General features: G+C 50.6%; 20 protein-coding genes. 9 read left to right on the top strand and 11 right to left on the bottom strand.

What is annotated here, in order from left to right; all coding sequences use genetic code 11:
• Positions 1 to 54: 54 nt before the first annotated feature.
• A complete protein-coding gene (locus RF679_RS03370; protein ID WP_309482811.1) occupies positions 55 to 234 on the bottom strand; it encodes a hypothetical protein in 180 nt (59 codons plus the stop codon).
• Between the two features lie 544 nt (positions 235 to 778).
• Here RF679_RS03370 and RF679_RS03365 point away from each other — a divergent pair.
• The 7 genes from RF679_RS03365 (at position 779) to RF679_RS03335 (ending at position 11,685) form a co-directional block, all read left to right on the top strand.
• Positions 779 to 4,171: a PAS domain S-box protein gene (locus RF679_RS03365; protein WP_309482810.1), complete on the top strand. Its 3,393-nt coding sequence runs from the start codon at positions 779 to 781 to the stop codon at positions 4,169 to 4,171.
• Between the two features lie 71 nt (positions 4,172 to 4,242).
• Complete coding sequence (locus RF679_RS03360) at positions 4,243 to 5,244, top strand: response regulator (protein ID WP_309482809.1); 1,002 nt, start codon at positions 4,243 to 4,245, stop codon at positions 5,242 to 5,244.
• Between the two features lie 273 nt (positions 5,245 to 5,517).
• Positions 5,518 to 6,015 (top strand): NAD(P)H-dependent oxidoreductase subunit E, encoded by a 498-nt coding sequence (locus tag RF679_RS03355; RefSeq protein ID WP_309482808.1) that lies wholly within the window; start codon positions 5,518 to 5,520, stop codon positions 6,013 to 6,015.
• Positions 6,012 to 7,574: a formate dehydrogenase beta subunit gene (locus RF679_RS03350; RefSeq protein ID WP_309482807.1), complete on the top strand. Its 1,563-nt coding sequence runs from the start codon at positions 6,012 to 6,014 to the stop codon at positions 7,572 to 7,574. Before RF679_RS03355 ends, RF679_RS03350 begins: the two co-directional genes overlap by 4 nt.
• Before the next feature lie 9 nt (positions 7,575 to 7,583).
• Complete coding sequence (gene fdhF / locus RF679_RS03345; RefSeq protein WP_309482806.1) at positions 7,584 to 10,445, top strand: formate dehydrogenase subunit alpha; 2,862 nt, start codon at positions 7,584 to 7,586, stop codon at positions 10,443 to 10,445.
• An 11-nt stretch (positions 10,446 to 10,456) separates the two neighbouring features.
• The gene (gene fdhD / locus RF679_RS03340) at positions 10,457 to 11,356 is read left to right on the top strand and encodes a formate dehydrogenase accessory sulfurtransferase FdhD (RefSeq protein ID WP_309482805.1); all 900 of its coding nucleotides are present in this window, start codon (positions 10,457 to 10,459) and stop codon (positions 11,354 to 11,356) included.
• A gap of 71 nt (positions 11,357 to 11,427) precedes the next feature.
• Entirely contained in the window at positions 11,428 to 11,685 is a 258-nt protein-coding gene (locus tag RF679_RS03335; protein WP_309482804.1) for a formate dehydrogenase subunit delta, read from the top strand.
• Here the strand turns inward: RF679_RS03335 and RF679_RS03330 are convergent.
• Both RF679_RS03330 and RF679_RS03325 read right to left on the bottom strand, forming a co-directional pair.
• Positions 11,682 to 12,035, bottom strand: coding sequence for a CZB domain-containing protein (locus RF679_RS03330; RefSeq protein WP_309482803.1), 354 nt, complete (start codon positions 12,033 to 12,035; stop codon positions 11,682 to 11,684). The two genes, RF679_RS03335 and RF679_RS03330, sit on opposite strands and share 4 nt — an antisense overlap.
• Before the next feature lie 100 nt (positions 12,036 to 12,135).
• The gene (locus RF679_RS03325) at positions 12,136 to 12,681 is read right to left on the bottom strand and encodes a carboxymuconolactone decarboxylase family protein (RefSeq protein WP_309482802.1); all 546 of its coding nucleotides are present in this window, start codon (positions 12,679 to 12,681) and stop codon (positions 12,136 to 12,138) included.
• 177 nt (positions 12,682 to 12,858) lie between these two features.
• Here RF679_RS03325 and RF679_RS03320 point away from each other — a divergent pair, with 177 nt between their 5' ends.
• The gene (locus RF679_RS03320; protein ID WP_309482801.1) at positions 12,859 to 13,764 is read left to right on the top strand and encodes a LysR family transcriptional regulator; all 906 of its coding nucleotides are present in this window, start codon (positions 12,859 to 12,861) and stop codon (positions 13,762 to 13,764) included.
• Between the two features lie 30 nt (positions 13,765 to 13,794).
• Here the strand turns inward: RF679_RS03320 and RF679_RS03315 are convergent, their stop codons facing one another.
• The 7 genes from RF679_RS03315 to RF679_RS03285 all read right to left on the bottom strand — a co-directional run bounded on the left by RF679_RS03315 (position 13,795) and on the right by RF679_RS03285 (position 22,511).
• Positions 13,795 to 14,322, bottom strand: coding sequence for a GNAT family N-acetyltransferase (locus tag RF679_RS03315; RefSeq protein WP_309482800.1), 528 nt, complete (start codon positions 14,320 to 14,322; stop codon positions 13,795 to 13,797).
• A 132-nt stretch (positions 14,323 to 14,454) separates the two neighbouring features.
• Complete coding sequence (locus RF679_RS03310; protein WP_309482799.1) at positions 14,455 to 15,819, bottom strand: DASH family cryptochrome; 1,365 nt, start codon at positions 15,817 to 15,819, stop codon at positions 14,455 to 14,457.
• A gap of 59 nt (positions 15,820 to 15,878) precedes the next feature.
• Positions 15,879 to 17,477 carry a cryptochrome/deoxyribodipyrimidine photo-lyase family protein gene (locus RF679_RS03305; protein WP_309482798.1) on the bottom strand — a complete coding sequence of 533 codons (1,599 nt, stop codon included), beginning with the start codon at positions 17,475 to 17,477 and terminating at the stop codon, positions 15,879 to 15,881.
• Between the two features lie 169 nt (positions 17,478 to 17,646).
• Positions 17,647 to 18,408 (bottom strand): class I SAM-dependent methyltransferase, encoded by a 762-nt coding sequence (locus tag RF679_RS03300; protein ID WP_309482797.1) that lies wholly within the window; start codon positions 18,406 to 18,408, stop codon positions 17,647 to 17,649.
• Between the two features lie 76 nt (positions 18,409 to 18,484).
• Entirely contained in the window at positions 18,485 to 19,519 is a 1,035-nt protein-coding gene (locus RF679_RS03295; protein ID WP_309482796.1) for a DUF2157 domain-containing protein, read from the bottom strand.
• A 14-nt stretch (positions 19,520 to 19,533) separates the two neighbouring features.
• A complete protein-coding gene (locus RF679_RS03290) occupies positions 19,534 to 20,571 on the bottom strand; it encodes an ABC transporter substrate-binding protein (protein ID WP_309482795.1) in 1,038 nt (345 codons plus the stop codon).
• Positions 20,568 to 22,511 (bottom strand): SLC13 family permease, encoded by a 1,944-nt coding sequence (locus tag RF679_RS03285; protein WP_309482794.1) that lies wholly within the window; start codon positions 22,509 to 22,511, stop codon positions 20,568 to 20,570. Before RF679_RS03285 ends, RF679_RS03290 begins: the two co-directional genes overlap by 4 nt.
• Positions 22,512 to 22,842: 331 nt before the next feature.
• On the opposite strand from RF679_RS03285, the gene RF679_RS03280 reads away from it, so the two are divergent.
• On the top strand, positions 22,843 to 22,971 hold the full coding sequence (locus RF679_RS03280) for a hypothetical protein (protein ID WP_309482793.1): 129 nt from the start codon (positions 22,843 to 22,845) through the stop codon (positions 22,969 to 22,971).
• Between the two features lie 170 nt (positions 22,972 to 23,141).
• Here the strand turns inward: RF679_RS03280 and RF679_RS03275 are convergent, their stop codons facing one another.
• Entirely contained in the window at positions 23,142 to 23,411 is a 270-nt protein-coding gene (locus tag RF679_RS03275; protein ID WP_309482792.1) for a hypothetical protein, read from the bottom strand.
• Positions 23,412 to 23,537: the final 126 nt, after the last annotated feature.

Raw genomic sequence — 23,537 nt, 5'->3', positions numbered from 1 at the left:
TGCCCCAGCATCAAGTAGCACTTAACCACTCGCTCACCCGCATCGATCACACTCTCAAAAACTGCCCATTAGCCATTGTGTGATGCATTCCACATTCGACCACAGTCGCGTCGAAGCATCCTGATCCAAATCGACACCAAGCACATTTTGCTGGTGACTATCCCAACGCTCTGGCCGATATTCAAAGGCAATCACAATCAATCCGAAGGCAAGTTCGAACTTGCGTGACATCATGAAACACCCGATTCGGGCGGACCAAAAACGCCACCAGTGCACTAAGCAAAAGAGCTGTGCCGAGATCAGAGCGAGATGAGAAATGAAAAAAAGAAGAAACGATGGAGAAACAGCGTCGGCCACGCCGACAGGCGCAATGGGGTTCATAGTCAGTCAGCTTTCACGCGAGGCGGCCCGACCGTCGCTAACCTGCTGCATTCCCATGAATGCGCACCCGAGCGTATTTTAGAAAGGTCGATTCATAAACACAAGCCCCTATTGCGCACCGCAGCATTTCCACTACACTCCACTGCTCTCAAGCACTGATCCTTTCCCTCCTCGATACAAAACCACAGTCGACATGGCGCATTTGGGCTTACGTTAACGAGAAATCTGGGACAAGCTTGGAAAGAGATTGCGAGCTCTTGCTCTTACGTCTAGAATCAATTTCCAAAAAGCAAGAAAGCGCCATCCTGTGTTTGGGCCACAACCTGAGCTCAAACTTAGGCTCCATCATCAAACACATTCTTGCCGTCCTTTTTGAGTTCTTTGCGCGGATCGATTTATGCACCTAGATGATTTTTTCTTGAGTTCGAGTTCCTCGCTGCCTCTACTTAGTGGACGTTATGACCTCCCCTTAGTCGCTCTCTCCTTGTTTGTCGCCATTCTGGCCGGCATCATGGCTTTTCAATTGGCGAATATGGCGCGTTCCGACAAAGGACATTTGAATCGCCAGACTTATCTTGCCTCAGGTGCTTTTGTATTGGGCTCCGGAGTATGGTCGATGCACTTCATCGGTATGCTCGCCTTCAGCGTCTGCAGCACCGCCAGCTACGATAAAGGCATTACGGTGCTGTCGATGTTGCCGAGCTTCTTAGCTTCTTGGGTGGCCCTGCTGCTCATCGCCAAAGAGCGTGTGACACGCTGGCAACTGGTGATTAGCGGTGTGCTCGTCGGCGCAGGCATCGGTGTGATGCACTATAGTGGCATGGCAGCGGTGCACAAGTCATTGATGTTGCGTTTCGATCCCTTGATTTTTGCGGTATCGATTGTGGTTGCGGTGGTACTTTCGATCTCTGCTTTATGGCTACGTTTCGAGCTGACTGCCCGCCAAACTTGGTCCTCTCGGCGCATCGATATCCTGAGCGGCACTGTGGTCGGTATCGCTATCAGCGGGATGCATTACACTGGGATGAAGGCCACCCATTTTTTGGTGAATCCCAATTCCACCCAAGAAGCCGTCGAAAATGTGGACTTAGCGATCTCGATTGCAGGAATTACGACGCTCGCGATCTTAGTGACTGGCGCTGGCAATGCGCTGCTGCGCTATCGTAGTATCTATCGCCGCATGGTGCAGACTGAGGCGAGAACCCGAACCATCGTTGAGACTGCGGTTGATGGCATCATTACGATCGACAGTCTAGGCATCATTCGCGACTTCAATAGCGCCGCAGAGCGCATGTTCGGTTGGCAGGCAAAGGAAGTACTGGGACAAAATATTCGCGTCTTGATGCCAGAACCGCAGCGCGGCCAACATGACGGGTATATCCAAGACTATCTGCGTACGGGGCAAGCGAAAATTATTGGGTCGGGACGCGAGCTCATTGGCTTACGCAAAGATCGCAGCACGTTCCCTTTACGACTCGGTCTCGGTGAAGCTAGCCTACAAAACGAAACCTTGTTTGTTGGCTTCATTACTGACCTCACCGATAGTAAGCGCCGCAATGCAGAATTCGAAGGCGTCGTCAACGCAATTGGTCGTTCACTGGCCGTAATTGAATTCGACCTATTCGGCACCATCCTCGACGCCAATGCCAATTTTCTGAAGATGACCGGTTACACGCTCGATGAATTGCAAGGGCGTCACCACTCCATCTTATGTGAACCTGGCATCGATACGAATAAATCCTATCTCGATTTTTGGGAGAATCTCCGTCGTGGTATCTATACGTCAGGTGAGTTCAAACGCTACGGCAAACAAGGCCAAGAAATTTGGATACACGGTAGTTACAACCCTATTTTCGATCCGGAAGGACGCCCGTACAAAATCATCAAATTTGCCAGCGATCTTTCGGAACGCCATGCCATGGAACAGGATTTGCGCGAGGCCAAGGCCAAAGCGGAATATGCGGCGGCGGCGAAGAATACCTTCCTTGCCAATATGAGTCATGAAATTCGCACGCCGATGAATGCGATTCTTGGCTTCACGGATGTGTTGTTGAATGACCCTGTCACCGACACACAGAGACGTCATCTGACCACGGTACGCAACTCGGCCCGTTCCTTATTGAGTCTGCTCAACGATATTCTCGATACCGCTAAATTAGAACGCGGTGCGGTTGAACTAGAAATCGCCGACTTCTCTTTGCGTGAAGTCTGTATGCATGTCTTAGCGAGTTTGCGCGTCAATGCACAACACAAAAATCTGCCCTTGATCTTGGATTACGCCAACGACACCGCCGAGTTCTTCAAAGGCGATGCCTTGCGCATCCAACAAATACTGATCAATCTGGTGGGGAACGCCATCAAATTTACCGAGCGCGGTCAGGTACGCCTAGAAGTCGAGTTCGATGGCAAGCTAGTTCGCTTGTGCGTGGTCGATACTGGAATTGGCATCGCTCCCGATCGTATCGATCATATTTTCAATCCCTTCGCACAAGCCGACGCCTCCATGAGTCGACGTTTTGGCGGCACAGGTTTGGGAACGAGTATCTCCAAACAATTGATCGAACTCATGCATGGTCGCATTTGGGTGGAGAGCGAACTTGGTCAGGGAAGTCGCTTTTATGTTGAACTGCCGCTTAGCTTGGGTCATCAGGTCAGTGTTGTGACTGAAACACCCTTGCTGAGATTACCGCCGTTAAAGATTTTGGCGGCAGACGATGTTCCGCAAAATTTGGAGCTCTTGCAACTTCTATTGCAACGCGATGCGCATCAACTTCTCACCGTCGCCAATGGTCAAGAAGCATACAAAGCTGCCACCCGCCAAAGTTTTGACATTATTTTGATGGACGTACAAATGCCTGTCATGAACGGGCTCGAGGCCAGTCATGCCATTCGCCAACACGAACAAGAACAACAAACTAAACGCACTCCCATCATCGCGCTCTCCGCCAGTGTTTTGCAGGAGGACGTACAAGCTGCGCTTGATGCGGGCATGGATGGCTTCGTTCACAAGCCAGTCGAATTAGCCAAGCTCAACCTAGAGATTGCACGCCTCTTAAATTTGGACATCGAATTACCTGCTGTGTCGCCAGAAGCAATACCCAACAGCACACTTGTCGGTAGCGTTCTGCAAGGTTCTGTAATCGATTGGAATAAGGGACGACAACTGTGGGGCAGCGAACAGCGCTATCAACAAGCTTTGCGTCAGTTCCAACAAGAGTTTGGCGACAGTGCGCAACAATTAAGGGACATCATCAATCTCATCGAACTTAATGCACACCGAAAGTCTGAGCTCGGTGCCGGTCGTCTGCAGGAATACAATGCAGTCGACGAAAAACACGGCTATTCCGAGCTGGCTGCTCTGCTGCATAAGCTGAAAGGCGCAGCCGCCAATCTCGCATTGCCACGCATCACACAACTTTTAGGACAAATGGAGCTCGGCGCCTTGAACACTGATCCCAACTCGGCAGCAATGGATCCGCAATGGCAGACGCAGATTAACCAAGTTGCCGATGAATTCAATCATCTCGCCGAGAGTCTCGCGGTGATCGATACAGCCGCGCAGGGCAGCGCGCTGCAAGGAGCTCATACTGACAAAGCTGTCGATCCAGAAATCAGTCGCCGCCACTTACAAGAACTTGACCAATCGCTACGGCATGGCGAGTTCAATGAAGCTGCGTTGAATGCACTACAAAATCACCTTAGTGCGACAGATTTTGCTAAACTCGATCACCTTGTGAATGCGTTCGACTTCGACGCCGCGCGTGCCTTGATCGCCGAATTCAGCAAATGAAGTCAACCCACACCAGATTCGCCATTCGCGCCAACTTGCTTTAAGAGCATGTTTCAAAAAAGGACAAAGGCATGAGTAGTCTTGATCACCGTCCCAAGATCTTAGTCGTCGATGATGCCGCAAGTAACCTACAAATCTTGCGTCAAGTCTTGCAAGACGACTATCGCCTGTTGTTCGCCTTGGATGGGGAGAAAGCCCTCAAACTCGCGCAAGAAGAAACTCCTCATTTGATTTTGCTGGATGTTATGATGCCCGGCATGACAGGTCTAGAAACCTGCCGTCACTTAAAGGCGAACACAGTGACACAAGACATCCCAGTTATTTTCGTCACAGCTCTGAGCGAAGTTAGCGATGAATCGGCTGGTTTCGAAGCTGGCGCAGTGGACTACATTACCAAGCCTGTCAGTCCACCGATTGTGAAAGCCCGCGTCAAAACGCATTTATCACTCGTGCGAGCCGATGAGTTACATCGCACCCGCTTGCAAATCATTCAATGCTTGGGTCGCGCCGCCGAATATCGCGACAATGAAACCGGATTACACGTGATACGCATGAGTCACTATTCGCGCATCTTGGCGCTGGCAGCGGGATTTGGCGATGAAATGGCAGACTTACTATTTAATGCGGCACCGATGCACGACATCGGCAAGATTGGCACCCCAGATCATGTTCTCTTAAAACCAGGAAAGCTCGATCAAGACGAATGGCAGTTGATGCAAAAACACGTGATCATGGGCGCGGAAATTCTTGGTGAACATGATTCACCATTACTCAAAATGGCCCGATTGATCGCACTCTATCATCATGAAAAATTCGATGGTAGCGGTTATCCGCATCGTGCCAGCGGCGAAGCCATCCCCATCGAGGCCCGCATCGTCGCCATCGCTGATGTTTTCGATGCACTAACGTCAGTACGTCCCTACAAGAAAGCTTGGAGCGTGGAAGAAGCGGTGGCACTACTCGAAGCCGAAAAGGGCAAACATTTCGACCCGCGCTTGGTCGATCTTTTCTTGTCGCAGCTGCCAGATATTTTGGTCATCAAAGAACAATACAAAGAACAAGAACTCATGTAAGTGCAATAAGGAAGCGCATGACGAAGCTCGTCTTTCAGTCGCTCATACACAGAACGCCGCCTCTTCATCCCAACACCACTTCGGCAATGAAACTTACCTTGCTCGAACAGGGTCGAATCGCGCATAATTCCTTATTATTTTTTCAGCATCGTTTTTTGGTTTTGAATTTCTCAATCTCAAAAACTATGATGAGGTATGACGGTGCCTGCCGGTGCCACCATGCGCAGCCCGTGCGACTTCAAGCACGACCGTCCTTTTTTATGGCTTTTTATCATGTCTGATACCCAACCAGGCCAAACGGCAAACGCCATCGATTTGGCATCGATACAAGAACTGATCAATGCCAACAAAAATCAAGCTGGCGCACTTCTTCCCATTCTGCATGCGATTCAAGACAAGCTTGGCTTTATTCCGGAGCATGTGGTTCCTTTGATCGCACGCGCGCTCAATCTTTCGCGAGCCGAAGTGCATGGGGTGATTACGTTCTACCACCATTTCAAACAAGCCGCGCCCAAGCCTCATACGCTGCAAATCTGCCGCGCTGAGGCTTGCCAATCGATGGGGGCCGAGGCTTTGTGGGACAAAGTTTGTCAGCATCGTGCCGTGCGCTCCCAAGAGCTCGACGTCGAAGCAGTGTATTGCTTAGGACTGTGTTCAACCGCACCTGCAGCGTTGCTTGATGGGCGCTTGCAGGCACGACTGACTGAGAACAAATTGAATGATTTATTGAATCAGCTCCCAGCGCAATCTGATACCAAGGGGAACGCATGAGCTACACGATCTATATTCCCGATGATAGCGTCGCCCTTGCCCTCGACGCCGATGCCATCGCAACGGCACTGACCCAATTCGCGCAACAACAAGCGTTCGACTTGCACATTATTCGCAATAGTTCACGGGGGCTGTTTTGGGCAGAACCTTTAATCGAAGTGGACACAGCTCAAGGACGCGTTGCCTATGGCCCGGTCAGCTTGGCCGATCTCGATAGTTTATGCGAAGCGCAGTTTTGGACTGGCGGCGCACATGCTTTGTGCTTAGGATTAGTTGATCAGATCGAATATCTCAAACGCCAACAACGGCTGATGTTTGCACGCATGGGTGTCACTCGTCCTTTGTCTTTGGAAGACTATCTGGCACATGAAGGATTTGTCGGACTACGACGTTGTTTGGCGATGACGCCGAAACAAATCGTCACTGAAGTACTCGACTCCGGCCTACGCGGTCGCGGCGGCGCCGCCTTCCCAACGGGTATCAAATGGAAAACCGTGGCGGCGGCGAATGCCTCGCAAAAATATGTAGTCTGCAATGCAGATGAAGGTGACTCCGGAACTTACTCGGATCGCATGACCATGGAAGGTGATCCTTTCATGCTGATTGAAGGGATGACTATCGCTGCCATCGCCACTGGTGCGACGCGCGGCTATGTCTACATTCGCTCTGAATATCCAGCAGCAATCGCCAAGATGGAGCAAGCGATCGCCATCGCGCGTGCTGCAGGCTATCTTGGCGCCTCAATTTGCGATTCACCATACAGCTTTGAACTCGAAGTGCGCAAAGCGGCCGGCGCTTACGTCTGCGGTGAGGAAACCGCGATGTTAGAAAGCATCGAAGGCAAGCGCGGCGTGGTACGCGCTAAACCGCCACTGCCTGCTTTGCAAGGCTTGTTCGGTCAACCTACGGTGATCAACAATGTCATTAGTTTCGCCTCAGTACCTTTGATTATGGCGCGCGGCGCGGCCTTCTACAAAGGCCTGGGACATGGCCGATCAACCGGCACACTGCCGATTCAACTGACCGGCAATATTCGCTACGGTGGTTTGGTTGAAGTTGCTTTTGGCATCAGCTTACGTGAACTCTTATTTGACTTCGGCGGTGGTAGTGCCAGTGGGCGTCCAATCAAGGCCGTGCAAGTTGGTGGACCGCTCGGTTCTTATGTACCTGAGAGTATGTGGGACCTGCCTTTCGATTATGAAGCCTATGCCGCAGCGGGGGCCACGGTCGGCCATGGCGGGATTGTGGTGCACGACGACAGCGCAGATCTATCAAAACTAGCACGTTATGCGATGGAGTTTTGTGCGATCGAATCCTGTGGCAAATGCACGCCGTGCCGCATCGGCTCCACGCGCGGCGTCGAGGTGATTGACCGTCTGCTGGCCAGCCCAGCGCAATCCGAACAACAACAAGCAGAAGAACGATTATTACGCGATCTGTGCGACACCATGCAATACGGGTCCTTGTGCGCCTTAGGCGGCATGACACCGAACCCTGTGCTGTCCGCGCTGAATTTTTATCCGCGTGATTTTGGTTTAGATGCCACTCAAAAGAATTAGGAGAATAAAGTGCGCGATCATCTCCACGATACTGATTTTGGTACACCACGGCGCGAATCCGATCAACAAGTCAGCCTCGAAATCGACGGCGAACAGATCACGGTCGCGGCGGGCACTTCACTGATGCGAGCCGCCGTCGAAGCCGGCATTATGGTGCCCAAACTGTGCGCCACCGATAGCTTAGAACCGTTCGGCTCTTGCCGCTTATGCTTGGTTGAAATCGAAGGCCGCAAAGGCTATCCCGCTTCCTGCACCACGCCAGCCGAAGCTGGCATGAAGGTCAAAACGCAAAGCCCTAAACTGCAAGAACTGCGCAAGGGTGTGATGGAGTTATATATCTCTGATCACCCACTCGATTGCTTAACGTGTTCTGCCAACGGCAATTGCGAATTGCAAGATATGGCAGGCGTTACAGGCCTGCGCGAAGTACGCTATGGCGTTGGTGCGCAAAAAGGTGGTCAACATCATCTGGATAGCGCCAAAGATGAATCGAATCCGTATTTCACCTATGACGCATCAAAATGTATCGTTTGTAATCGCTGCGTGCGCGCTTGCGAAGAAACGCAAGGTACCTTCGCCTTAACCATTAGTGGCCGCGGTTTTGAATCACGCGTCTCGCCAGGTCAAGATCAGGCTTTCATGGAATCAGAATGCGTCAGTTGCGGTGCTTGTGTTGAGGCGTGTCCGACCGCAACGCTGCAAGAAAAAACCGTGATCATGCTGGGACAAGCCGAGCACAGTAAGATCACTACCTGCGCCTATTGCGGCGTCGGTTGCTCGTTCAAAGCAGAAATGAAAGGCAACCAAGTCGTGCGTATGGTGCCGTGGAAAGATGGCAAAGCAAACGAAGGACACGCGTGTATCAAAGGTCGTTTCGCTTGGGGTTATGCGACACATAAAGATCGCGTGACGAAGCCGATGATACGCAGCAGTATCGACGAACCATGGCGCGAAGTCAGTTGGGATGAAGCGATCACTTATGCGGCGTCGGAATTCCGTCGTCTGCAAGCCAAGTACGGCAAGAACGCGATTGGCGGCATTACTTCTTCACGTTGCACCAATGAAGAAACTTATCTCGTACAAAAACTGATCCGCGCTGCTTTTGGTAACAATAATGTCGACACTTGCGCCCGCGTTTGCCATTCGCCCACCGGTTATGGCCTCGGTCAAACCTATGGCACTTCGGCCGGTACGCAAACCTTCAAGTCAGTTGAGAAAGCCGATGTCATCATGGTCATCGGCGCGAATCCTACCGACGCCCATCCAGTGTTTGGATCGCGCTTGAAAAAACGTTTGCGCCAAGGTGCGAAATTGATTGTGGTCGATCCACGCCAAATTGATTTGGTCGATGGGCCGCATGTGAAGGCAGACTATCATTTGCAATTGAAACCGGGCACCAATGTCGCCATGATTAGCGCCCTCGCCCATGTGGTCGTCACCGAAGGCTTGCTCGCCAACGAATACATTGCCGAACGTTGCGACGATAAATCTTTCCGCGAGTGGTGTGAATTTATCGCCCGCCCTGACAACTCGCCGGAAGCGATGGCCGAGGTGACGGGCGTCGCCGCCGCTGATATTCGTGCCGCCGCCCGTCTTTATGCAACCGGTGGCAATGCCGCCATCTATTACGGTCTTGGTGTGACTGAGCATGCGCAAGGTTCGACCATGGTGATGGGCATTGCCAACCTCGCCATGGCGACGGGCAATGTCGGTCGTGAAGGTGTTGGCGTGAATCCTCTACGCGGTCAAAACAATGTGCAGGGTGCTTGCGACATGGGTTCCTTCCCGCACGAACTGCCAGGCTATCGCCATATTTCCGATAGCACGGTGCGCTCACAATTCGAAGCGGCATGGGGCGTCACACTGGATCCAGAACCGGGTTTCCGCATTCCGAATATGTTGGATGCTGCCACCAGCGGCAGTTTCAAGGGTTTGTATTGCGAAGGTGAAGACATCGCGCAATCTGATCCGAATACACAACATGTGAGCGCCGCACTGCGTTCTATGGAATGCATCGTGGTACAAGATATTTTCTTGAACGAGACCGCCAAGTACGCGCATGTATTCTTGCCGGGTTCCTCCTTCCTCGAAAAAGACGGCACTTTCACCAATGCCGAACGCCGTATCTCGCGCGTGCGCAAAGTGATGCCGCCCAAAGCTGGTTATGCCGATTGGGAAGTCACCATGAAACTGGCGAATGCGCTGGGCTACCCTATGCACTACCAGCACCCGAGCGAAATCATGGATGAAATTGCCGCCCTGACTCCGAGTTTCCGTGGCGTGAACTACGACAAAATCGAACGCTACGGCAGTGTGCAATGGCCATGCAATGAGACGACAGAAGAAACCGGCACCTCGATTATGCACGTCGACAAATTCGTACGTGGCAAGGGTCGCTTCATCATCACGCAATACATCGCCACCGATGAAAAAGTCACACGTAAGTTCCCGCTCTTGTTGACCACTGGCCGCATCCTGACGCAATACAATGTCGGTGCCCAAACCCGCCGTACTGAGAACAGTCAATGGCATCATGAAGATAGCCTACAAATTCATCCGCACGATGCGGAAGAACGCGGTATCAAGCATGGCGATCTCGTCAAAATCAGCAGCCGCGCTGGTGATACCGTCATGCGTGCTGACGTCACCGAGCGAATACAAACTGGCGTGGTGTACACCACCTTCCACTTCCCTGAATCGGGCGCGAACGTCATTACTACCGACAACTCGGACTGGGCTACGAATTGTCCTGAGTACAAAGTGACGGCGGTACAAGTCATGCCGGTGCAAGAAGAATCCGCGTGGCAGCAAGCGCAACAGCAGTTTAGTTCGCAGCAAGTGGCATTGGCAGAAGTCGCGTGGAAGTCCTAGGTTCGATGAGCATGAAACGGATCGATGAGCGATCTTTAGAATCAATAGAATCGCTAGGGAATGAACAAGGACAAGCGCCGGCACACGCGCAGTTCCCGGCGATACAGTTGAGTCAAGGTGTTCGCACAGATAGCCATGATCACATCGCGATCGAGGCCCCAGTGGCGATCGTCATTAACGGCATTTCCTATGCCGTGATGATGGCGTCGCCTGAAGCACTCGAAGATTTTGCCTATGGCTTTGCCTTGAGTGAAGGCATCGTCGATCACGCCGCACAAATTTACGACTGCGATGTGGTGCCACACGCGCAGGGCTACAACGTCGAGCTGCGCATCGCCAATGAATGTTTTTTTCAGATCAAAGAACGCCAAAGGCAATTGAGTGGGCGCACTGGCTGTGGTTTATGTGGCATCAGTAGTATCGAAGAATTGCTGCGCGACTTGGCACCATTGGATACGCCTTCGAGCACAAGTGATATCCAAGTTTCTTTGTCCGCCATCACTTTAGCGAGCCAACATTTACGCGCACAACAAGCCCTCATGGAAGCAACCGGTGCAACCCACGCCGCAGCATGGTGCAATCTCGATGGAGAAATTGTAGTGCTACGCGAAGATGTCGGCCGCCACAATGCGCTAGATAAAGTGATTGGTGCCTTAGCACGAAACAAGATGGACGGCCGTGCCGGTTTCGCTTTGATCACCAGTCGCGCCAGCTACGAGTTGATCGAGAAATGCGTACGCGCCCGCATCGCTGTGCTCGCCGCAGTCTCGGGTGTAACCAGCTTGGCGATTGATGTCGCTGAACGTAGTCAACTTTGTTTACTCGGCTACACCCGCGACAACAAAACCACGATCTACACCCATGCGCAGCGGATTCAAGTCTATGCTAAGAATGAAATCGATAAAAAATAAAATCTAAACAAAATTCAAAGAACAATCAAACAAGAACACCACCAACAACAGACAATTCAGCACGCAAGATCATGGACAATCTCGACAAACTCATACGCATGGCGAATCAAATCGGTAGCTTCTTCGAAAGCATGCCGGATCGCGAAGAAGGCCTCGCTGGCATCGCCAATCACATTCAAAAGTTTTGGACACCGAGCATGCGTCAGGCTTTGCTGTCGGCCATTAGGTCGAATGAATTACCGAGTGAACCAGCTCTCAGCGAAATCGTTCGTGCTTCACTGCAAAAGAATGAAGCGAATTTAACCCCAAGACAAACCACATCACCCTAGATTCTTGCTTCTTTACGTAAGCGCAAGAAAGCCACGCTGAGTTCGCTTGATACCTTGGCATAATCAGATGTCGATGCCAACAGTTCCTGCGCTGCCTCATACCGTCCCGCATTGACGGCCATCGCCACTTTGGCAACTTCTCGATGAAAAGCACGATGTTGGGTGACGCATTCCGCATGCGAAGCAAAACGGCCATAACGTTGTTGTCCTACGCCGTGCAACCATTGCCCAAGCTCACAGCAATCATCACGCGATAAACACGCATGATCTAATTTTTCTTGTTTCACGATTGCAGAACGCAATTTAGTTTTCCATTGCGCATGCGTTTCCACTGCATTATCTAGATTCATTTTACGCTCCTCAATGTGAATGAGAGACTGGTGGTACTGCCTACCGTTGCGAGGTCTGCAGGTACCGCCAAGCTGCTTTTACTGGAAGATCACTGTTGATTTACACTGTTTTAGCACGGACCACAGGGAAATCGATGTCGGTCGCTGCCACATTGTTGATGTAGTTGGTCAAAACATTGACGGCGACGTTCGACACGATCTCAATGACTTCTGCTTCATCGAAACCCGCATTGCGCACCGCTGTCAGATCAGCGTCACTGACGCGACCTCGGCTTTGCGCCACGCGCAGTGCAAATTGCAAAGCGGTGTGAGTGCGAGCATCTTCAGAACGCGCATCGCGTGCGGCGTCGATTTCAGTTGCACTAATCTTGGCTACATTGCGCCCCAAAAAGTCGTGCGCTGATAAGCAATAATCACAGCCGTTGTATTCCGCAATCGCCAAAGCAATACGTTCACGCAATTGGACCGGCAATTTGCCTTTGCCCAAAGCGCCGTTCAAGGATAGATAGCCTTCCAATGCCGCCGGGCTATGACCGACCAATTTCATTAAATTCGGCGTCACGCCAAGTTGCTTTTGCACAGCTGCCAATAAAGGTTTGGAAGCTTCGACAGAGGATTCAACGCTAGGGATAGATAAACGAGACATAAGGACTCCATAAAATAAGTTAATTGTTAATGATTGCCACGGTTCCATTCGCCTCTTAAAGTCACATATCGTTAGCGAATGTGTGCACTATATTGAAACCGTCGTACAATGAGAATCATCACAAAATCCAATTCACTATTCCACCAACTGGAATAATGAAGGACAATCAAAGGTAATATGGACAAATTTCACCTCATCAATGTATTCGTCAGCGTGGTTGATCAAAAAGGATTTGCAGGCGCCGCCCGCAAACTGGATATGTCGCCACCCGCCGTCACCCGTGCCATCAATGAATTGGAAACTGCATTAGGTCTACGTTTGCTCACGCGAACCACAAGGACGGTGCGCGTTACCGAAGCTGGTGAACGATATGCTCAAGATTGCCGCCGCATCTTGGGCGAAATGTTGGAGGCTGATGAATCGGTAACGGGCATGCATACAGCACCACGCGGACGACTCAGTATCACCGCACCAGTGCTGTTTGGCGGCAAATATGTCACGCCGATTGTCACCGAATATTTGTCGCGCTATCCAGAGGTCAGTGCCTCATGTTTGTTTCTCGACCGTGTAGTGAATCTTCTCGATGAAGGCGTGGATCTGGCGTTTCGCATTGGCCAATTGCCAGACTCCAGTATGCAAGCGATTCCTGTCGGTAAAGTGCGTCGCGTGATTTGTGGCTCGCCAAAGTATTTCGCTCAACACGGTAAGCCGATGACACCAGGCGACTTGTCGCACCATACGATCATCTCTGCAAGTAGCGTTACTCCAAGTCAGGAATGGAAGTTCATCGATCAAGGCGAAACATGTAGCGTGCATCTGACTGCACGCATGATTACATCGAGCAATGATTCTGCGATCCGCGCCGCGCTCAATGGCTTCGGCATCACGCGTTTGATGTCGTATCAAATCGCTCAACAAGTACAAGATGCGCAACTCGAAATGGTGTTACAAGACTACGAACCAGCGCCCCTACCGATCCATATCTTGCACCGCGAAGGACGCCGGGTGCCGCAACGGGTTCGTTCATTCTTGGACCTTGCAGTTGAGACGCTGAGAGCAGATAAGCGCCTCAATACGTCCTAAGTCATTGCTAAGAAAAAGCCCGATCAAGCACTACAAATGGCAAGCCAAAATCAAATCACGTTGTCGGTCCACACCGACCACAAATACATGCTCGCCCACTTCAGCAAACCCATACTTCTGGTAAAACGTGATGGCGCGTGGATTAAATTCCCATACACCTAAAAACACCGTTCTATAACGCCGCACACGCAAAATCTCAAAACAGTGCGCCATGAGACGATGGGCGATTCCTCGCCCATGCCATTCTGGTCGAACATAGAATCGCTGTATTTCCGCAGCATTAAGGTCTTGCACACAATCTGGCGCAGACCCAAATCGCAGTTGCGCAAATGCGCAGAGTTGATCTTTGTCTTCAACTAAAACCGTCGTCGTGTGCTCGTCTAAGATTTCGGATCGCTGGATCTCTGTGCTGTAATGCATGCGACAAAAGGTATCCATATCCTCTGCAGTATTACTCTCTGCAAAAGTGATTCTAAAAGTTACTTCAGCGATTTCACTCAGCGCCTCAGCATCTGCCGCATCTGCAAATCGAATAATCACATCCTGTTTCATGTTCATTCCCGCTACGATAATAGCTCACTATAGCATTTCATTATTTGCAGTAGATTGATATTTGGTGCTCAGCTGCGCAAGCATGTTGCGCACATTTAAGATCCACGTCATCAACGCTGGGAATAGCGATCGCAATGGCTATTTAGCCAACCACATCTGACGATACGTCCCATCCGCGTCATATTCGCGTTCTTGCTTCTCAATGTTAAAACGACGACCACCGCGCGGATCGGTGCCATGGCCAGCGATGTATAGCCAGTTACCTTGATTGCTATACACATCGTAATCAAGTAACTGCGACTCAAACCATGCAGCACCAGCGCGCCAGTCGCCATTCAGTTCATAAATCAAATAGCTGGCAACCACTTGACGCAAACGATTACTGAGATAACCGGTTGCAGCTAACTCACGCATGGCGGCATCGACCAAGGCGACGCCAGTAGTGCCCTGACACCAAGCCTGTAAGCTGCCTCGCTCGGCGCTCCCAATCTTGCTTGACTGCGGGGGTTCGGCATCACCAAGCAAACCTCGCTCACGATACAAATGCGAGATGCGAGCACGATATTGCAAATGCAAGCAACGAAAATAGTCGCGCCACAACAATTCAAACCACAACCAATAACTACCGTCATTCGCACCATGCTGGGCTTCAAACTCTTGCAGCTTCTGGAAAGCCAAACGCGCCGATAATGTCCCATTCGCAAGCCATGGTGACCATTTGCTCGAATACTCCGTACCCGACAATTGATTGCGCGTTTTTTTATAGGTGTGAGGCAAGCGACGTTCGAGGTAGTGTTGAAGGTGCTGTGTCGCTGCATACTCACTTGCGCTCCAAGCGGCCTCGACCTCTGCGTGTGGATCGAATGGAAAAGACGACTGTTCAATGCGATCTGCGCTAATCCCCATTGCATGATCATTGAGATCTGCAACAGACAACACCTCATCCTGCGGCAGATGAGAGCAGTCCGGAGAGCCGGGAAACCGATCGATGACCGCCAAGGGCGACGGTGGCCGGATGCCTTGCTGCTCAATTCGTTTGCGGAAATCCGTAAAGATGGCAGGTAAGTCCTCAGCTTCCCACGGCAAAGTGTGAGGATCCAGTAAGCTACTCTGCCACACGGTTTTTACCGTGAAGCCGAGTTGTTCCAAGCACTGCACATCATCCATCTCTTCGGGCGCACAAATCTCCTCACAATACAGCCTGTCGATCTTGAATTGCGGAGCCAATCGAGCGAGACTCACAGGAGCCGGTGCAGCGCAGATCAAAAGCCGTTGGCCGCGTTGTTGCAATGCTTGCGCCAAGCCTTGCACTGCGCGACACCACCACGCTTGTCGAAGCGGGCTCCAACGCAACCACCCCCATCGTGTGGTTTCGGCGAAGTCAGGTCGACAAACAACACAAAGAAGATCCTGACCAGATTGATTAGCATCGGTAATAGCGGCCTGCAATGCCGTTTGATCATGCAAACGAAAGTCATTGCGAAATAGAAAAGCGATGGTCATTCCATAGTTCCAAAACTAAAACAGCATTCAATTTAATTCAATTCAATTCGCGCACTTCGTCAACTCACTTCGTCAAAATCCAAGCTATGCTGAAGCGCAGCTTCTGCCCCACTCTTGCGCTTCTTCCCAACAGTATCCAATTGCTTCGATCTGCGTCGTTTCTGTCCATCGCGGAACACGCGTGAACCGTGCTTCTCGACAATCGCTGCTTGCGCCGCCTTCACATGATCGAGCCGACGTAAGCCATGCACACGATTCTTGGCGGTTCGCGTGGCCTCTTCAAGATCAACCACAGGCATAGGAATTTCACGCCCCACCCACACACCAATCTGATCCTGCACCTCCATCGGCATCAGCCAAGGTCGCAATAAATACGCATCAGGCACGCGCCGCAAATACGGCAACCAACGCCTCACAAAATGGCCTTGCGGGTCGTGATCTTGCGCTTGCTTGATGGGGTTATACACTCGCGTGGTATTGATGCCCGTAGTACCGGCTTGCATTTGCATTTGCGGCCAATGGATACCTGGTTCGTAATCAAGGAATTGTCGCGCCAACCAAATGCCAACCGGACGCCAATGCAACCACAACGCATAAGTCGCGACCGACACCAACATGGCACGCATACGAAAATTAGTCCAACCTGTCTCGCGCAACATCGCCACACAAGCATCGACCATCGGCCACCCGGTACGCCCTTCTTGCAACACTTGGAAGTGCAGGGCGTTCCATTCGTTTTCTCGCAAGCCATCATAATCGCTGTGCAAATTTTCCATTTCCATGCGCGGCTCGGATTCGAGCTTTTGTATGAAATGGCAATGCCAATGCAAGCGACTCAAAAATGCCGCCAGACTTTTAGCATGGGATTGATCACGCGCCGAGTCGCTCGCCAATAAAATATGCAAGCTATCCTCCGTCGCCTGTACCGCTTCACGCATACTGATGCAACCCAAGGCGAGATAGGGCGATAGCCGCGAACAGGCGCTGACCGCTGTGAGTGGCGATGAAATGCCACCACGGTACCACGGGCTTCTTTGGGTCAGAAACTCATCGAACACTTGCAAGCCAATTGTTCGCCCACCTTGCTGACGCTGTGGCGTATCAAACCCAGCAATCCCCAATTCACTGGGTTCCGGCCAGCGCGGATTCGGCCATGGAAGATTGCGTGCTTGCAAACTGTTGGCAGCTGGTGCGGGGCGCAGTGCCTCACACATATGTCGCGACCACGCGGCGTCCCAATCATCACGTGAAGCCAAACGTCGCACCACCGCATGCTGCGCATATTCGTGCCACGCCACTCCATGCGCTTGACACCACTTGGCGACTTCCAAATCACGTTGAAAGGTATGGAAGTTACCAGTTTCTTCATGTGAGAAAATCGCTTCAAATGGCGCCGCTTTAAACAACTGTCCGAGCACCTCGGTCGCGTCCCCCACCGCCAATTGCAAAGACGCGCCGCAAGCGCGTAGTTGCAGAGCAAGATCCCGCAAGCTTTCGCGTAGAAATTGGTAGTGCTGCACCGCGTAGTCGGGCTGACGCCATAGCGATGGCTCAAGAATATACAGACAGAGAATGCTTCCGCGCTTTGCCGCATCGAGCAAAGGCGCATGATCGTGCACGCGCAAATCGCGTTTAAACCAAACGAGGGAATAAGACATGATGCGAACAAGCCATCAAAAAGGCATCACAAATAACCCCTGATTTTAGCAATCTACTGAACCGAGCTAAGTAGTGTGAGCGGTGCATTCTCAAGCGCAAAAGTCGAATCGCCCCGCTTGTACCGATATTTGTCCAGATCTCAAGCTCTAGCGCATCAACGCATCATTTCTAGCGAACCATTCCGACCCGCATAGCGATCGGCCAGCGGATGGTGAGACACTGTTCGGCCTCGGACCACAGGTGACAAAGATCATCGCTAAAGGCCTGCAACAAGGCGAGTTGATTTTTTTCGCGTGCTACTCGAACCGCAGACCACGTCGACAGATAACCCAAAAACTGCGCGCGACTCCAAGACAAAGCGATCTCCATTGCAGGAGCTTGAATCTCGTCAAATGGAAAATCGATACCAGCATAACCACTATCGACTAAGGAGCGCTCCGGTGGCCAGTAAGGGCCGATTTCGGATTGATAGAATTGAGAAAAACGTGCATTCAGATCTCGCAGTGTTTCGTCAAAATGTAAGACGCCATAACTGATCAGCGCCAAGACAGCACCGGGTTGCGCAACCCGTTGCACCGCTGCATAAAAGCGAGGCAAATCAAACCAATGCGCCGCTTGCGCTGCGGTGATCAAGGCCACGCTGTGTGGCGCAAACTCCAAGCTTTCTGCTGCTTGACACACGTAACGCAAGTTCGGATGGACTGAAGCATGCGCGAGTTGATCTGCACTGGGATCAAGGCCGATCACGTTTGAAAATCGCCCCGCCAACTTCGTGCTGAGTTGCCCACTACCGCAGCCAACATCCAACACCAAACCATCATGCTTGACGAGGCTGGCAAGGTAATCAAGCAAGGCATCGGGATACTGCGGTCGAAAGTTGGCGTAGGCTGCACCGCCTTGGTCGAACCAATTAATGTTATTAGCACTCATAAAATACACTCACGCAAAGCTCGTTTAATTTCAGAAACAGCTGACACCATCAGCGCACCGATAGTGAACCTAAAGCTTAGGATCGGCTCTCGACCATCTCGCGCCAACGCGTTGGTAAGTAAGTGCGCAAGCAGCTCGCGATCTCCGCTTCGCGGCGTTGCCATACTAGGCCTAAGCCAATCACCGCAAACCCGATCACTGTTAGCGCAAACGGGAACATCAAACTGTCTTTAAACACCTGATATGCAAGATGCCCCACGTAACCCGCGACGCCTAAGCCACCAAAAACAGCAAAGACACGTCGTGCCAAAACCGCACCGAGTGCAATCATGCCGAGGTTGATCAAGCAGTAGATTAACTTGCCCAATTCACTACCGGAGTTCATCGATGAGAGACCGCCCCAGAACGCCAACACACCAAACAAGTAAATCCAGAACGCATAGTCTTTGCTTTGTTTATCGCGCAAATCAACGATGAGCGCCACCATCAACATCAGCAATCCAAACACCACTGATACCCACTTGCGTAACTCCCAAGAATTATCAGCATCACCGAACAAGAATGGCGTTAAATCCATGCTCATATACCAGAGCGTCACGGCAATCGGCATCACTGAAAACGGGAGGCGATAACGCCACAGAACAACAATGCCGACCACCAAGCTACCCAATTCCATGATGATCCAACGCCAATCGATAAACACGTGATAATCGCGATAGTTTTCGTGATCATCCATGTAGCCAAGCGCCGATTGCAAGCCATATATCGCCAACGGAGCGAGCACCACAATCAAAGCAGCGACTATCCCTGAAGGAATCGCGAACTGCGGGTGATTCAACACTGTTTCAAGCAAGCTAACGCAGATGCCAGCATAGACCAGCGCGATCATCATCAATCCAAACCCACCGAACTGCGCCCAGCCTAAGGTCATGAATAAGCTCATGGCGCCAATTGCCAGCATGCCACCGAGATAGTACAGAATATGCGAGGCCTTGAAACTGGCAGTGTCATTACTGTGCTCGGCGAGGAACTGCCAAAGCGCGTTACCCTGATCGTTTGAAAGAATATTGCGGTCAATCGCTTGATCGAGTTGTTGGCGTGTAATCTTCATGTTGAAAGTCACCTCTATTCGAAATACTGATCACCTGCATGTGCTGCGGCCTCATACACTTTGGGCAATTGAAATTGCCGTTGCTTCATTCTTGATCCGCTCATGGTGACGATAAACTCTTGCGAAGCGACGATTGGCAGCATTTTAGGGTCGACCTTTTTCATCACAATTTGCAGAGCCCTACGCGCGGCAATTTCGCCCTGCTCAAACGGTGAAGTACCGATTGCCATCATGCCGCCATCTTCAGTGTAGAAGCCATTCCCGCCAACCACGGGCACTAAGGAATTTTTCTCCGTCCACGCCACCACTTCCTTCGCTGGCACCAAGGACGGATCCGTCGCAGAACGTTGCAAACCGCGATAATTGGTCAACAAAATCACATCGACTTGCTGTCCTAATTCCAAAATACTGCTCTGCCATTCGCCCCAAGTTTTCACTTGACGCACTTCTTTCATTTGGTGCGGCGCCCAGTCGAATTTACGAATTTGATTGGCATCACCAGTCACTGTCTCCGAGGAATCACCAAGGTAAGCAATCTGCACAGGACGTTTCAACTGTTGCAGATGACGTGTACTTTGCAAAGTCTCGCTGATCGCGGTTAATGGCAAGCGCTCTAAGATTCCCGTCACATTCGACGCCTTTTCATAGCCGTAATCTTCCGCTTCTTTATTCACGCCACCAAAGACAATCTTGATTTTCGGATTATTTGAGAAATACTTGGCGACATATTTTTGCGCATCATCGTCCATCGCAATAATCACATCAGGTCGAGTTTGTTCAATCAAATCGCGCGCCGAAATCCCGGCACTCGTCTTGTAGCGTTCATCTGGATGACGCTTGGTATCCATATAATACCAGCGCACTTGATACAGATATTTATTCTTCAAAACACGGTTGACCCCAATATTAATATCGCGTACCCAAGAATAATCTTTGTCGTAGCTATGTAGAACCAAGATGCTCGGTTTCGTGAGGTTATACCATGCAATGAGTACTAAAGTGACTAACAAGAAGAGCCACATCAACGCTTTTTCGAGGCGCCATTTCATCATAAAATCCCCAGTGCTTTCCAATACGGAATTGACGCATACACAGCTCCCAAACGCGCAAAATTCAATACAGCGTTAAACCACAAGAAGCGTTTTTCATCGTACAAAGCATGCTTGCGATTTAACTCCTGCAAGGGTAAGTAGTAAGAACATTGAAACGGCAAAAACCATACTTCCGCAAACATCAAAACGATAAAACCAACCACCCAAGCATTGACTCCGTTCAAATCTGCCAAAGGCATGAGAACCGTCGCCAAGATCACGACCGCCGCATTAATCGGCACCACAATCCGTATCAGATTGATCAAGACAAACAGAAGTAAGACGAACAACTCAAAATTGCCACGCATGTAGGCACCCAGGATCTGTAAATGCACGCCTAAATCTTTGTCCAAATCGAGGTAGTTGAAAGTCGCGACAATGCCTGTGATACCGCTCATATAAAGCAAGAAAGTCCAATCCACTTTTTCTTTCAATTCCTTCTTGTCCAAAGAACCGCCCAACAACAGACAGAAGAACATGGTGAACCCAAGCCAGGGAGGCTGCACCCTATGAATGGAACTCGTCACAATCCCAACCACCATAAACACAATCCCCGCCACGGCAGCCCACTCACGTGGTCGCAATTTACCCAGCAATGCCAATTGTTGTTGCACAATTTCTTTGGGCAAGTGGGCACGCTCCTGATTGCGAAACATCAGAAAAGCCATGGCCCCATTCAATGCTACCAAGGTGAAGCCAGCAACAGCCGCCGCCAAACACCATGTCAGCCATTGAAACTTATCCTGCCCTTGCGGCGACAGTAGTCCAAACACAGCAAAGTTCACTGACTTACTGGTGATAAAAACCGCAGAAAACAAACTGATCCCGCCAAAGCAAGAAATCGCCAATCGAGTCGCCGCAGCGCCGCCCGACTTCAGTTTCAGGCTCTCCACCATGTCTAAATAAAATGGCGCGACGATAGCGATACGTCCATTTGCCGTGGGAATGATAGGCGTGATCAAACTGCCAGTAAAAAATAGACCGACGTTATGCCACAGCTGCGAATTCGGTAGGCGACTTAACATCCACAAAATAAATCGATAACCAAGTCCAGACGTCACCACCACGGTGCCCAGCCCCAAGGTACTCAACGCCATCAAAAAACTATCAGATGAAAAGCCCGACAAGATCACCCCGGCAGGCACCAAACCTGTCACCAAGATCACCAACAAGGCGAACAAGCTAGGGATGTAATCGTCCACTAAAGAAAAGGCCCACATGACGACGGTCGACGAGAATATCGCCGAAAAAATAATCGCCTTATTGGAAAGATTCCACTGCGCGCCGAATTCAAGAATCAGCAGCGGAATAAGAATCGTTAATCCCCACCCCAAAGCTGCGATCCAACTACCAGAGGGAGCCTTGGTCGAACCGGCCTCGGCCGTCGTTTTGCTCACCGCTTGTTCCGAGAAGCGCGACATCATCGATGCGATTAAACGATTTTTTAAAGCGGGATTGGCGTCCACCAAGATCTCGATTGCCTGACGCGGAAAACACAGCACATGACTTGGTGCGACACAGCTTGCATCAGCGCGATAATGATGCGAACCAGTGATCACTTCTTCGCCAAAACACCCTTGAAGAATGGTCTGTTCTTGCCCTTGCTCCGAACGTAAACAAAGCTCACCGTGAATGAGTAGAAAAAAATGGTCGGCCTGCGCCCCCAACCGCCCTAGCTGCTCGCCCTCCGAGCAATAGCGTTCACTCAGAAGCGGCAAAATACGCGCCAAACTTTGACGACTACAAGCGCCAAGGATCTCGCTATCAAGCAGGGCTAGCATCATACTCTTGCGTTCGCTATTCGGCGCAACATGGTTTGCCGTCACTGCAGATTCCGGGCCATCATGGGGATTGGGATCGGAAGAGTTCGATGACAAACTTGGTTCTAGAATTGAATTCATAGAAAAGTGGGGACTATACTGAAGTGAAAAAAGAGGGTTCTATTGCAGGCGATTGCTAGCAATCACAAACAGGCCAGCCTAGGTCAGCAAGAACATACAACATCAAGCAATAGAAACTTAGCGCGTGCCATTCAAGCGTTCAACAACCATCGAATCGAAAATACTCGTTCACGCGCTCGAAAAATTTATATGCACGATCCAGCACTGAATCGACAGATTTACAAAATGTGTTCAAGTATAAACATGCAAATTAATCCATACAATGAAAATACGGACTTTGCATGTGCTTAGGGAAGGCGGAACAACACTTAGAGAAAATTTGGAAAATCAGATGCGCAAAAATGTGCGTCTTTACATGTTAAAGAATGGCATGTTGAAAGATGACGCACTGAATTTGGTCATCGGTATCGACGATGAATCAAACGACACTAGTGGACTTCACCTTCTTCGTCTTTTTTGATTCTTTTTGGAGAAGCCAATGAGCCATCAAGCCTTCGAGCCTTGCACGTAATTCTAAGGGCATCGAATCCGCGGGAGCGGCAAGTAAAGATTGAACCATGTAGGCGTCATCAATACGCTTGATTTCACCTCGGCTAATAAACTTTGCGATCTTCTTTGAGTATTGCAGCCTTACTCAGAAAAAGTGATGATTCCTTTTTCCCTACATGCCGCATCCAAGCTCGCAACTCTTGCGGCACTCCAATCCAATGAAAATTCAATGAAATCGCTCAATCCAGCCATCAAAGAACGCTTAGCCTGTGACAGTGACTTAGCTTCGAATTTTCTAACTTGCTTTACCGGACTATTTTCTTCGGTTAGCAGCTCACTATGACGTTCGCGAAAGTCATCTACCAACACTTGGAACAACAACATTAATGAACGATATTCGCTATCGCTCATTGAGATTCTCCCCTCCAAAAATTCTTAAACATCTTCGCGTCGTCGACTGCAACAAGTATCTTGAAAGATACTAAGCTCAGAAAATATTTGATCGGTTTCATTACAGTGCGAAACGATCTAACGCAT

It is taken from the genome of Undibacterium cyanobacteriorum (assembly GCF_031326225.1).
GTDB classification, from domain to species: domain Bacteria; phylum Pseudomonadota; class Gammaproteobacteria; order Burkholderiales; family Burkholderiaceae_D; genus Undibacterium; species Undibacterium cyanobacteriorum.
The sequence above is the reverse complement of the archived record's forward strand: the minus strand, read 5'-3'. Positions and strand labels throughout refer to the sequence as shown.

What these genes read in the sequence shown, in the direction of transcription:
- RF679_RS03315 (WP_309482800.1), bottom strand. Translation starts at nt 14,322, where the DNA reads ATGAACATGAAACAGGATGTGATTATTCGATTTGCAGATGCGGCAGAT.
- RF679_RS03305 (WP_309482798.1), bottom strand. Translation starts at nt 17,477, where the DNA reads ATGTCTTATTCCCTCGTTTGGTTTAAACGCGATTTGCGCGTGCACGAT.
- RF679_RS03290 (WP_309482795.1), bottom strand. Translation starts at nt 20,571, where the DNA reads ATGATGAAATGGCGCCTCGAAAAAGCGTTGATGTGGCTCTTCTTGTTA.
- RF679_RS03330 (WP_309482803.1), bottom strand. Translation starts at nt 12,035, where the DNA reads ATGAATCTAGATAATGCAGTGGAAACGCATGCGCAATGGAAAACTAAA.
- RF679_RS03280 (WP_309482793.1), top strand. Translation starts at nt 22,843, where the DNA reads ATGCGCAAAAATGTGCGTCTTTACATGTTAAAGAATGGCATGTTGAAA.
- RF679_RS03355 (WP_309482808.1), top strand. Translation starts at nt 5,518, where the DNA reads ATGTCTGATACCCAACCAGGCCAAACGGCAAACGCCATCGATTTGGCA.
- RF679_RS03300 (WP_309482797.1), bottom strand. Translation starts at nt 18,408, where the DNA reads ATGAGTGCTAATAACATTAATTGGTTCGACCAAGGCGGTGCAGCCTAC.
- RF679_RS03360 (WP_309482809.1), top strand. Translation starts at nt 4,243, where the DNA reads ATGAGTAGTCTTGATCACCGTCCCAAGATCTTAGTCGTCGATGATGCC.
- RF679_RS03285 (WP_309482794.1), bottom strand. Translation starts at nt 22,511, where the DNA reads ATGAATTCAATTCTAGAACCAAGTTTGTCATCGAACTCTTCCGATCCC.
- RF679_RS03370 (WP_309482811.1), bottom strand. Translation starts at nt 234, where the DNA reads ATGATGTCACGCAAGTTCGAACTTGCCTTCGGATTGATTGTGATTGCC.
- RF679_RS03335 (WP_309482804.1), top strand. Translation starts at nt 11,428, where the DNA reads ATGGACAATCTCGACAAACTCATACGCATGGCGAATCAAATCGGTAGC.
- RF679_RS03275 (WP_309482792.1), bottom strand. Translation starts at nt 23,411, where the DNA reads ATGAGCGATAGCGAATATCGTTCATTAATGTTGTTGTTCCAAGTGTTG.
- RF679_RS03365 (WP_309482810.1), top strand. Translation starts at nt 779, where the DNA reads ATGCACCTAGATGATTTTTTCTTGAGTTCGAGTTCCTCGCTGCCTCTA.
- RF679_RS03310 (WP_309482799.1), bottom strand. Translation starts at nt 15,819, where the DNA reads ATGACCATCGCTTTTCTATTTCGCAATGACTTTCGTTTGCATGATCAA.
- RF679_RS03320 (WP_309482801.1), top strand. Translation starts at nt 12,859, where the DNA reads ATGGACAAATTTCACCTCATCAATGTATTCGTCAGCGTGGTTGATCAA.
- fdhD (WP_309482805.1), top strand. Translation starts at nt 10,457, where the DNA reads ATGAAACGGATCGATGAGCGATCTTTAGAATCAATAGAATCGCTAGGG.
- RF679_RS03325 (WP_309482802.1), bottom strand. Translation starts at nt 12,681, where the DNA reads ATGTCTCGTTTATCTATCCCTAGCGTTGAATCCTCTGTCGAAGCTTCC.
- RF679_RS03350 (WP_309482807.1), top strand. Translation starts at nt 6,012, where the DNA reads ATGAGCTACACGATCTATATTCCCGATGATAGCGTCGCCCTTGCCCTC.
- RF679_RS03295 (WP_309482796.1), bottom strand. Translation starts at nt 19,519, where the DNA reads ATGAAGATTACACGCCAACAACTCGATCAAGCGATTGACCGCAATATT.